Here is a 10919-nt window from a genome sequence, read left to right as displayed (position 1 = left end):
GGCGTACGGCGCGGCGCGGCTGCCGGCCACCGAGCGGGAGAGCTTTCCCGCCTGGATCGCCGAGCTGGAACTCGGCGCGCTCGCGCTGCCGGTGCCCGATCTCCAGGTCCTGCTGCGGATCCCGGTGGGGACGGCGCGGGCGGGTACGCTCGCCCGCGCCGGGGCCGACCGGGGGCGGGCGCTGGACACCTTCGAATCCGACGACGGGCTGCAGGAGCGGTGCGCGCGGATGTACAAGGAGCTGGCGGCCCGGAGTTGGGTCTCCCCGTGGCTGGTGGTGGACCGGGAGACTGGTGTCGACACGATCTGCGAACACCTCGCCACCCGGTAGGGACGCTACGGACAGTGAGACCATCCCGGGTTTCCCGGGTTTCCCGGGTTTCTGGGTTATGCGTTAGGCCGAGGCCAGCGCCTTGGCTCGCCGGGTGGCACGTTCCGTGGTCCGCGCCAGCTTCGCTTCCTGCTGCGTCGCGAGGGCGTCGAGCCCGGTGACGAAGGCGGAGACCTCCTCGCGGGCCTTCTCAGCCTCGCCATTCAGGCCCTCCAGGTCGAAGAACCGCCAGTGACGCAGGACCGGCAACACCACGTCGTCGTGGTGGATGCGCAGGTTGTAGATGCCGGCCCGGGCGATCTGGATCGCCTTGCGGCCGAAGTCACGGATGCCGGTGCCGGGCATCTGGAAGTTGACGAGCTCGTCGCGGATGGCCACCACGGTACGCGAGGGGTCGAGCTCCAGCGCCCCCGCGATCACGTTCCGATAGAAGATCATGTGCAGGTTCTCGTCCGTCGCCACCCGCGTGAGCAGCTTCTCGGCGATCGGTTCCCCGCAGAAACGGCCGGTGTTGCGGTGGCTCACCCGGGTCGCCAGTTCCTGGAAGGAGACGTACACCGTTGCCTCCAGCGGGGACTTGTTCCGGCTGTCGTAGCCCTTGCCCATCTGGTACATGCGGTTGCGTTCGAGGGCGATCGGGTCCACCGCCCGGGTGACCAGGAGGTAGTCGCGCATCGCTATGGAGTGGCGCCCCTCTTCGGCGGTCCACCGGTGCACCCAGCTTCCCCAGGCGCCGTCCTGGCCGAACGCGTCCGCGATCTCTCGGTGGTAGCTGGGCAGGTTGTCCTCGGTCAGCAGGTTGACCTCGAACGCGATCTGCGCGATCTGCGAAAGCTTCGACTGCCCGGGCTCCCAGGGGAGGCTGTCGAAGTCGCGGCCCTCGCCCCAGGGCACGTACTCGTGCGGCATCCATTCGGCAGCGACGCCGAGATGCCGGTTCAGGTTGGCCTCGGCGACGGGCTCCAGATCGCGTATCAGGTCGATGTCCGTGAGTGATTTCATTGGGGAACTGTTCCAGAGGGATCATGTGTTAACCATGTCCCACGGGTGTGGATTACCGAGCGTGGAACTGTTCCGCCGAGGCAGTGCCCGCTGCGGGACCGGGCCTCCTCGCCAGGCCCGGGCGGACAGTCCCGGCGCGCCCGGTCGGCATCCGGCTCACACCGAACTCTCATGGTGCTCGGATGAACTCGATGCGGACGATGCTGGCATCGCCGTCCACATCGCCGTCCACCCGCCACATCGAGGTCGCCTCCAGGGAGCCGGACATGTCCACTGCCCCGCGTGTGCTGGTCGTCGACGATGAGCCGAACATCGTCGATCTGCTGCGGATGGCGTTACGTTTCCACGGTTTCGACGTCCTGACCGCGACCACCGGTCGGGCGGCGCTTGGGTTGGCCGTCGCGGCCCGGCCGGATCTGATGATCCTTGATGTGATGCTGCCCGACATCGACGGCTTCGAGATCTGCCGGAGGTTGCGCGCGGACGGGCACCCGGTACCCGTCGTCTACCTGAGCGCGCGCAACGCTCACCGGGACAAGATCGCCGGCCTCACCTACGGCGGCGACGACTACGTCACCAAGCCGTTCGCCGTCGACGAGCTCGTCGCCCGGGTCCGGGCCGTGCTGCGCCGGACGTCACCTCCGCCGGCCGAACCGGCACCCGCGCCGCCGTCCCCGCTGCGGTTCGCCGACGTGGAACTCGACCCGGACGCCCATCTCGTCCGCCGCGCCGGGGAGCCGATCGAGCTGTCGCCGACGGAGTTCTCCCTGCTGCGGTACTTCCTGACCAACCCTAACCGGGTGCTGTCCAGGACCCAGATCCTCGACGCGGTGTGGAGCTACGACTACGCGGGCGAGTCGACCATCGTGGACCAGTACGTCAGCTACCTGCGGCGCAAGCTCGGCCGGCACGGCCCGTCCCTCATCCACACCCAGCGCGGTTTTGGCTACGTGCTGCGCCTTCCGGTGGCGGGGTCCAACCGGTGACGCTCCGCCTGAAGCTGATGTCCGGCCTGATCGCGCTGACCGCACTGGGACTGGTAATCGTGGGTGGGGCGAGCGTGTTCGCGCTGCGTGCCTACCTGGACGACCGGATCGACCAGCAGCTCACCCGCGCGCGGGTGCTGGGCGGCCTGCCGGCCGCTGTCTATCTGTCCCGGTGGGAGGCGCTGGGCCGGGGTGGAGCGGGCCGTGGCGCCGACCGACTACCTGGTGGAGATCCGGCGGACGGACGGGACGATGCTGCGCATCGTGGGTTCGGTGACTCCCACGCCGCCGGCCACGCCCCTGCTGGACGCCGCCGGGGACCGGGGTGCCGCACCGTTCACCGTCATCGCCGACCGGGAGCGGTACCGAGCGGTCGTCCGGGACAGTCCGCGCGGGCCGCGGGTCCTCGTCGCGCTGCCGCTGAAGCCGGTCACGGAGACGGTCCACCGACTGGTGATGATCGAAGTTGCGGTGGGTCTCACGGTGCTTGCCGCGATCGCCGTGCTCGCCTGGGTGTGGCTGACCCGTGGCCTGCGTCCACTGCGTCAGATGATCTCCACCGCGTCGGCGATCGCCGGGGGGGGGGATCTCGACCGGCGGGTGCCGGCGGGGTCGGCCCGTTCGGAGACCGGTCAGCTCGCCACGGCCCTCAACACGATGCTCGGCCAGATCCAGGCCGCGTTCGCCGCCCGGGTCGCATCCCAGGAGCAGCTCCGCCGCTTCGCCGCCGACGCCTCCCACGAGCTGCGGACGCCGTTGACCTCGATCCGCGGCTACGCCGATCTGCTGCGCGGCGGAATGGTGACGGCGGTCGACGCGGATGACGCGCTACGCCGGGTCCAGGAGGAGGCCGCCCGAATGAGCACCCTTGTCGACGACCTGCTGTACCTGGCCCACCTCGACGAGCAGCGACCGATGCGGCGGGCCGAGATCGACCTCGCCGGGCTCGTCCGCGACGCCGTCGCCGACCTGCGGGTCGCGGCCCCCGAGCGCCCGGTGAGCGCCGAGCTCCCGGCGAGCTGCGTCGTCCTCGGCGACGAGAACGCGCTGCGCCAGCTCGCCGGCAACCTCCTGACCAACGCCCGCGTCCACACCCCGCCCGAGACGCCGATCGAGGTGCGGCTGCAGGCGCTGCCGGCGGACGCTGCGCCGACTGGCCCCGCCGGTCCCGGGACCCCCGGGGGCGCGGAGCTTCACGTCATCGACCACGGGCCGGGCATGCCACCGGAGGTCGCCGAGCACGTGTTCGACCGCTTCTACCGGGCCGCGGACAGCCGGGCCCGGGGGCATGGTGGCAACGGGTTGGGGCTGTCCATCGTCGCGGCGACCGCTGCCGCCCACGGCGGCCGGGTCGAGGTGTCCAGTGCCGTCGGCGCCGGCACGGTCTTCCGGTTCCTGCTGCCGGTGCCGGTGCCGGAGGCGGCATCGTGGAGCCGGTAACGGACATCATCTTCGTGTGCCGTAGTACCACAGCCGTAGTGATCTCTATGTGGTCTCTTTCCGGCGCATCGGTCTTCAGTACTGATACGGCCAGGGAACAGGCCCGCGCCTATCTGGAGAGCCTGCTGTCGCGTACAGAGTGTAAGAACGGGTGGACCCTCGCTGAGTAAGGGGCGTGGACATCCACCGTCCGTGAAGGTTGGCAGCCTGGTACCGGCGTCATCCCAGTGATTCAGGCGAAGCGCCGAGGCGCCACGCGGCGTCCGGAGGCTTCAGGGTACTGGCAGTCAGGGTACCGGCAGTCAGGGTACCGGCAGATTGTGGTTCCCGGCGACGGGCCTGCGACTTCCGTCGTTGCCCGGCGCCGGTGCGCCGTATAGCGCGGCGAGCGCGCCCACGGCGCGCGTCATCGCCTCGCGTAGCTCCGGGGGGTGGAGCACCTCCAGATCCGGGCCGAGTACGAGCAGCTCGCGCTCGGCGTGCCGGACGGACTCGATCGGCACGACCGCGCGTACCCAGCCGTCCTCCTCCGGTGCGCTCGCCGTCTCCCGGACGGCGCGGGCGACCGCCGGGGGGAGCCGGAAGGGGGCCATCGTCACGCCGGTCGGGGAAAGCCGCACGGTCGCCCGCGCCCGGTAGACCTCGGATTCGTAGCGGGCCGTCCAGCCGGCCCAGTAGGCACCGAGGTCGAAGCCATGCGGCCGTTCGAACGTCTCGGTGGTCGTCTCAAGGCTGAGGATCTTCGCGACCCGGTACACCCGGGGCAGAGTGGCCGGCCCGTCCGCCGGTTCCGTGCCTCCGCTGCCGTCCGCACTCTCGGTGGCGCCTGCGGCTCGGGTGCCGTCAGGGTCTCGGGTGCTGCCAGCGTCCTCGGCCAGGCCTACGCCCTGGGTGCCGTGTGCGACGTTGGCGACCAGGTACCAGGTGCCGCCTTTGAGGACCACGCCGAGCGGTTCGAGGTGCCGGATGATCTCGCGGGGGGCCGCCAACGCCGGTAGGCGACCCGGACGCGGCGCTGCTCCCACACCGCCGCTGCCACCTCGGTCAGCAGCGGCGTGTCCTCGGTGGCCCGAAACCAGCCGGGCGCGTCGAGATGGAAGCGCTCCCGCACCCGGCCGGCCCGTTCGCGCAGCTGCTCGGGCAGCGCCGCCATCAGCTTCAGTTCCGCCGCCGCGAGCATCGTGCCGAGCCCAAGCTCGCCGGCGGCCGCCGGCATGCCGGCGAGGAACAGGGAGTCGGCCTCGCCGGAGGTCAACCCGGTCAGCCGGGTGCGGAAGCCGTCGAGCAGCCGGTACCCGCCGGTGGCACCGCGGTCTGCCAGCACCGGAACCCCGGCCTCGGCGAGGGACTCCAGATCCCGGTAGACCGTCCGCACGGAGACCTCGAGCTCGTCGGCGATCTCACGCGCCGTGAGCCGCCCACGGGTCTGCAACAGCAGCAGGACGGAGAGGAGCCGGCTGGCACGCATGCCCGATTCCCCCCGGGCCATACCTGCCAGGAGAAGTCAGGTATGGCTTCGAGGATGGGATCCGACGCATCGACACCGGAACGCGAAGGAGATCGCCATGGTGGGAACGGACCCGGCTCGGGAGACGGGTGTGGACAGGACCGGGGACACGGCCGCTACCGGTGCGGCGGCTGGGTCCGCAAGTGCTGGCTTCGCGAGTGACGCGGCGGTGACCTGGGCCGGGCTGATGCTCGACTGTCCGGACGCGAAGGAGCTCGCGACCTTCTACGGCACGTTGACCGGCTGGGGCGTCGCCGGTGCCGACGACGAGGGGGCCTGGGCATACCTCACCCCACCGGGGACCGAGATCATGATCGGTTTCCAGCGGGTGGCGGGCTACCAGCCGCCGCGCTGGCCGGACCAGGACTCCCCGCAGCAGTTCCACCTGGATTTCCGGGTCGCCGGCCTGACGGCCGCCATCGCCCTGGCGGAAGGCCTCGGGGCGAGGCAGGCCGAGTTCCAGCCGGGCGGGGACCGGTGGCGGGTGCTTCTCGACCCGGTCGGTCACCCGTTCTGCCTCTGCCCGCCAGCCGCCGCCGGCTGACCGCCGAGCCGCCCGTGCTGGTCAGGGCAGGTCGCTGGTCAGGGCAGGTTGTACAGGTTGTAGACGCGGCGGGCGTTGTCCGCGCAGATGAGCCGGGCGACCCGCTCGGTGTCCGCCGCGGTCCAGGCGTCGTCGGCGACTCCCGCCGCGAGGAACGCCGACAGCCCACGCCGGAACAGGACGGCCCCGAGCAGGTACAGCTCGCCGAGCGCGAAGGCGTCGGTGGAGAAGAGGAACTTGCCGAACGGGGCGAGTTCGAGTGCCTGCGCGAGCAGGCCGGCCGAGCCGCGGCCGCAGTTGTGGATGGCGAGCCCGAGGTCAAGGTAGATGTTCGGGAACACCTGGGCCAGGTAGCCGGCCTCCCGGTGGAACGGGTAGCAGTGCAGCAGCAGCACACTGACCTCGGTCGGTGCTATCGCCCGCAGCAGGCCGGTGAGTAGCAGTGGGTTGCCCCGGCGCAGGTCGATGTCGCTGTCCCCGTATCCGACGTGGATCTGGATGGGGAGCCGCGCGTCGACCCCGCACCAGATGAGGAAGGCATGCAGGGTGGGGTCGGTCAGCCGGATCGGGGCGCCGGCGCGGATCTCGTGGATCCAGCCGCGAGCGGCGGCGGCGACCTCGCGGTCGGTCGGTCGCTGCGCGGGCAGCTCCAGGCCGCCGCGGTAGGCCGCGACCGACTTCACCGCGACCATGGTGGGGCGGGTGGATTCGAGCCGGGCCCGCACGGTGTCGGCGAGGTGGGTCATGCCGATCTGCCCGGTGATGACGTCGACCGCAGCCTGCTCGGCGACCCGCTCCAACCGCACCACGTCCACGCCGCGTCCGCCGGCGAGCTCGGCCAGCTCCGCGGCGCTGGTCAGCGGCTCCGGTTGGAATCCGGCGTCAACGCAGAACGTGGTGATCCCGCAGGCACGCAGCAGCCGCCGGTGCACCTCGGCGTGGCCAAGCTCCGCCCGGCGTTCGAGGTAGTCTTCCGGCGCGGCATGCGCCGGCAGGTCGAGCACCGGCGCGCACCAGCGCCGCAGGGCGAAGCCGATCTGGCTGTCGAACAGCGTCGTCCCCGGTGGTCCGGGGTGTTCCGCCTCGGTGATCATGCTTTCGAATTCCGGGCGAGTCAGATCGCGGCCGACCAGACCATGGCAGTGATGGTCGACGAGCTCGTGATCTACGAAAGGTTCCACCGGGCGGCCCACCCATCGATGATCCCCCCTGGAAGGTGGGGTCATGCCTGACCGTACTGGACACACTCGGTTATCCCCAAGTCCACGGCAGGCCTGTGGATAACTTGTGGATTACTCCTGGCTTCCTGGGGACAGTCGTTCCGAAAGTCGATGATGTTGCCGTGTTTTCATCTCTTCTTGCGTCGGCGTCAACTGTGGACAACGCTCGGAGCGCTTGTTGTGAACAGCTGGCTTCTCCTTCGATCCGGCCGAATTTTGTTGCTCTCCGTAACATCGCGGGAGAGTGAGGCGCCGCCCTGCCGTACGCCCCGCCCGGCGTCCGGCAGGCGTACGCGCGACCATGGGGACAGGGGAGACCCGTGGGGAAGGTGAGGATGAACGAGCCTGCGTTGGGCGAGTTCGCCCCTCGGATCATCGCCGGAGAGGATCGTAGGCGTGATCGGCTCGCCTCGGCGGCCCGGCATGCGGCGACGAACCTGGAGGTACGCGGCGTCGTCTGTGTTGCGGTGACCTACGTCGACAACAGCGGCATCACTCGGATGAAGGGGGTGCCGATCGGCCGGCTCGGCACGGCGGCGGTGTGGGGCGTTGGCGTGTCGCCGGTGTTCGACGTGTTCGGTGCCGATGACTCGATCACGACAGGGCGCTACGCTGGAGGTCCCGTCGGGGATCTGCGGCTGCATCCCGACCTGGACCGGCTGACACCCCTCGCCGCCCAGCCCGGCTGGGCCTGGGCCCCCGCCGACCGTCGCGACCAGGACGGCCGACCACACCCGCAGGACGGCCGGGAACTCGTCCGCCTCCAGACGGCCCTGCTCGCCGAGCACGGCCTGACGGCGATGATGGCGTTCGAGGTCGAATGGGCCGTCTCCCCGGCCGGTTCCGACGAGTTCGCCCCGGCCGCTTCCGGGCCGGCGTACGGGACGATCAGGGTGGCCGAACTCGGTGACTACCTGCGGGACGTGGTCACCGCGCTCACCGAGGAGGGGCTGGTCGTCGAGCAGATCCATCCCGAGTACGCGGTCGGTCAGTTCGAGGTGTCCGTCGCCGCGCAGGATCCCCTCGGCGCCGCCGACACGTGCGTGCTGGTCAAGGAGACGGTGCGCGGCGTCAGCAGGCGCCATGGCCTGCGCGTCTCGTTCGCCCCCAAGGTTCTCGTCGACAACGTGGGCAACGGCGGCCACGTGCATCTGAGCCTGTGGAGCGACGCTCCCGACCGGCCGCCGGCCCCGCCCCGGCCCACGGCCTCGGGCGGAGGCCCGGGTGGGGCGAACTCCGGTGGCCCGTACCCGGGTGGCCCGTACCCGGGTGGTCTGGCCCGGACCGGTGGGGGCTCCGCCCGCCCGGGCCGGATCAACCTCATGGCGGGTGGCAACGGGCCGCTCGGACTGACCGCTGCCGGGGAGGCGTTCGCCGCCGGGATCCTCGGCCGGCTGCCGGCGCTGATGGCTCTCGGCGCCCCGAGCGTTGCCTCCTACCTGCGACTGGTGCCATCGACGTGGGCGGGTGTCCACGCTTGCTGGGGTCGGGAGAACCGGGAGGCCGCGTTGCGTATGATCCCTGGGCCGCCGGCCGCGGTCGGCCAGGCGGCGAACCTGGAGGTGAAATCCTTCGACCTCGCCGCGAATCCTTACCTTCTGGTGGCCGGTCTGCTGGCCGCCGGGCAGGCGGGGCTAGCGGCGGCGGCCACGTTGCCGGAGCCGGTGGACGTTGACCCGGCCTCGCTCGACCCCGCCGAACGGGCCCGCCGCGGCATCCGGCGCCTGCCCACCAGCCTGAGCGAGGCGGTCGCCGCCTTCGAGGTCGACGAGGTGTTGCACCGCGCCCTGGGACGGGAGCTGCACGACACGGTCGCCGCCGTCCGGCGCGCGGAGATCGACCGGTTCGCCGAGGCCGACCCGGCCGCCGTCGTCGCGGCGACCCGTTGGCGGTACTGACCTGCCGGCGGTGCTGACCGGGTATCAGCCCACCCGGCGCAGTCCGGCCGCGGCGGCGGCCCGCTCCAGGTCCTCGACGCCGAAGGCGTCGACCGGGCCAAGCGCGCCGGCGCGGGCGACGGTGCCCGCGGCGAGATGTCCCGCCATCCATGCCATGATCCGAGCGGTGAAGGCGTAGGGGTCGCGACCTTCCAGCCGCACGGTGGCGAGTTCCCGGCCGGTGGCGTCCCGGGCGAGCGCGAACACCTGCGCCCCGGCGCGGGCACGCGCCGCCCGGTCCGGTCCGCGGCCGGTCGTCCGCAGGGCGGACCGGGCGGCGGCGGCCAGCAGCGCCCGGCTCGGTGGGAAACGACGCAGCCCGGACAGGGGGAACGACAGTGCCTGCCCCACGCGGATGCCGCGGTCGACGCCGCCGATGTACGTCGCGACGTCGGTCAGCGCCGGTGCGAGCCGGGGCAGGGTGAACGGCTCCCCTCCCGACCACAGCACAGCCGGGTGTCCCCGCCGGCAGCCCGACCCGCCGGTGACCTTGCCGGACGATCGGAAGGACCGCACCTCGCGGGCGAGCGGGCGCTCGACGAGGACGCCGCCGCGCAGCACGATGACGGGCTCGGTCAGCGCGGCCAGCAGGGTTGCCCGCGTTCCGCTGCTCATCCCGAGAGCGCCCATGACGAGGTAGCCGACGTCGAGGCGGCGGGCTTCGCCGCCGGCCGCCTGCAGGGCCAGTGCTCCGGCGAGGTTGCCGGGGACGAAGTCGAAGCCGGCGCCGGGGATCAACGCCGCCCCGGACGCCGCCGCTCGCGGGCCGACCTCGGTGAAGACGTGCCGCAGGAACGCGCCCTCCCCGGAACAGTCCAGGTAGTGCGCGCCGACCGCGGCCGCCGCCGCCACGACCGGTCGCCCGAACCGGCGGAACGGGCCCACCGTGGAGACGAGCACGTCCCCGGTGCCGAGCCCGAGCAGGCGGGCCAGCGACGCGCCGTCGGCCGCGTCCCGAGCCTCCATCCGGTCGGCCACGCCAGCCACGCCAGCCACGGCGGTCTCCAGGCCGTCGTAGGCGGCAGCGAGGGCACGGACCCTGGTCTCCGTGCGGCCGGCGAGGACAGGTCGGTGCCCGGCAGCCACGAGTTCCGCGGTCACCAGCCGGCCGGTGTAACCGGTCGCGCCGAACACTACGATACGGGCCGTCATGGGTCCCGACGTTATGCCCATCTGTCGAAGGTGGCCCTTGAGACGTTACTTTGGCACGCAAGGGCCTGCACACCCCACAATGATGCGCACCCGTCCGAGGAGGCGCGTGTGCGTAAGGTACTGGTTGCAAATCGTAGCGAGATCGCCGTCCGTGTTTTCCGAGCCGCTCAGGAACTGGGCCTGCGCACGGTGGCGGTCTACACGCCCGAAGACGTTTCCGCGCTGCACCGGACAAAGGCGTCCGAGGCCTACGAGATCGGTGGCCCCGGGCACCCGGTGCGCGGATACCTGGACATCGATGCCCTGCTCACCGTGGCCAAGCAGGCGGAGGCCGACGCGCTGCACCCCGGCTACGGCTTCCTGTCGGAGTCGGCGGTGCTCGCCGATGCGTGCGCCACCGCCGGCGTCACCTTCGTCGGACCGCCCCCGGCGGTCCTGCGGCTGACCGGAGACAAGGTCGCCGCCCGGGACGCCGCGCTGGCCGCTGGGCTGCCGGTGCTGCGCGCCTCGGTGCCGCTGCCGGAGGGCGCCGGGGCGCTCGCCGCCGCCGAGGAGATCGGCTTCCCGCTGTTCGTCAAGGCCTCCGCCGGTGGTGGGGGGCGCGGCCTGCGGCGGGTGGAACGCCCCGCCGACCTCGCCGACGCGGTGGCGAGCGCGTCCCGGGAGGCCGCCGCCGCCTTCGGGGACGGCACGATCTTCCTGGAGCAGGCGGTGGACCGGCCGCGCCACATCGAGGTCCAGATCCTGGCCGACGCCTACGGCAACATCATCCATCTGTACGAGCGGGACTGCTCGGTGCA

Annotated in this window: 9 protein-coding genes and 1 pseudogene; 6 read left to right on the top strand and 4 right to left on the bottom strand. The window is 71.7% G+C overall.

Translation table 11 applies throughout. The features are described from left to right. Positions 1-331, top strand: a 331-nt coding sequence (locus tag AC08ON_RS05815; RefSeq protein ID WP_476616585.1) for a nucleoside/nucleotide kinase family protein, incomplete at its 5' end; no start/stop codon positions are given. A gap of 63 nt (positions 332-394) precedes the next feature. On the opposite strand, the gene AC08ON_RS05810 is transcribed toward AC08ON_RS05815, so the two are convergent. Continuing rightward, positions 395-1333, bottom strand: a complete 939-nt coding sequence (locus AC08ON_RS05810; protein ID WP_011434772.1) for an acyl-ACP desaturase — start codon at positions 1331-1333, stop codon at positions 395-397. 266 nt (positions 1334-1599) lie between these two features. On the opposite strand from AC08ON_RS05810, the gene AC08ON_RS05805 reads away from it, so the two are divergent. Both AC08ON_RS05805 and AC08ON_RS05800 read left to right on the top strand, forming a co-directional pair. Then, complete coding sequence (locus AC08ON_RS05805) at positions 1600-2319, top strand: response regulator transcription factor (protein WP_476606748.1); 720 nt, start codon at positions 1600-1602, stop codon at positions 2317-2319. 204 nt (positions 2320-2523) lie between these two features. Then, positions 2524-3759, top strand: a complete 1236-nt coding sequence (locus AC08ON_RS05800) for a sensor histidine kinase (protein ID WP_476616584.1) — start codon at positions 2524-2526, stop codon at positions 3757-3759. A 302-nt stretch (positions 3760-4061) separates the two neighbouring features. Here AC08ON_RS05800 and AC08ON_RS05795 read toward each other — a convergent pair. After that, a pseudogene (locus tag AC08ON_RS05795) lies at positions 4062-5227 on the bottom strand (helix-turn-helix transcriptional regulator). Between the two features lie 97 nt (positions 5228-5324). On the opposite strand from AC08ON_RS05795, the gene AC08ON_RS05790 reads away from it, so the two are divergent. Continuing rightward, complete coding sequence (locus tag AC08ON_RS05790; RefSeq protein WP_476606745.1) at positions 5325-5810, top strand: VOC family protein; 486 nt, start codon at positions 5325-5327, stop codon at positions 5808-5810. 38 nt (positions 5811-5848) lie between these two features. Here the strand turns inward: AC08ON_RS05790 and AC08ON_RS05785 are convergent, their stop codons facing one another. Then, on the bottom strand, positions 5849-7003 hold the full coding sequence (locus AC08ON_RS05785; RefSeq protein WP_476606744.1) for an amidohydrolase family protein: 1155 nt from the start codon (positions 7001-7003) through the stop codon (positions 5849-5851). A 362-nt stretch (positions 7004-7365) separates the two neighbouring features. Between AC08ON_RS05785 and AC08ON_RS05780 the strand changes: the two genes are divergently transcribed. Further along, positions 7366-8928, top strand: a complete 1563-nt coding sequence (locus AC08ON_RS05780; RefSeq protein ID WP_476616583.1) for a type I glutamate--ammonia ligase — start codon at positions 7366-7368, stop codon at positions 8926-8928. Positions 8929-8952: 24 nt separating this feature from the next. Here AC08ON_RS05780 and AC08ON_RS05775 read toward each other — a convergent pair whose 3' ends face one another. After that, on the bottom strand, positions 8953-10119 hold the full coding sequence (locus AC08ON_RS05775) for a saccharopine dehydrogenase NADP-binding domain-containing protein (RefSeq protein WP_476606742.1): 1167 nt from the start codon (positions 10117-10119) through the stop codon (positions 8953-8955). A 108-nt stretch (positions 10120-10227) separates the two neighbouring features. Here AC08ON_RS05775 and AC08ON_RS05770 point away from each other — a divergent pair. Next, on the top strand, positions 10228-10919 hold a 692-nt coding region (locus tag AC08ON_RS05770; RefSeq protein ID WP_476616582.1), incomplete at its 3' end, for a biotin carboxylase N-terminal domain-containing protein.

The organism is Frankia sp. CoWAU3, assembly GCF_977971855.1.
The sequence above is the reverse complement of the archived record's forward strand: the minus strand, read 5'-3'. Positions and strand labels throughout refer to the sequence as shown.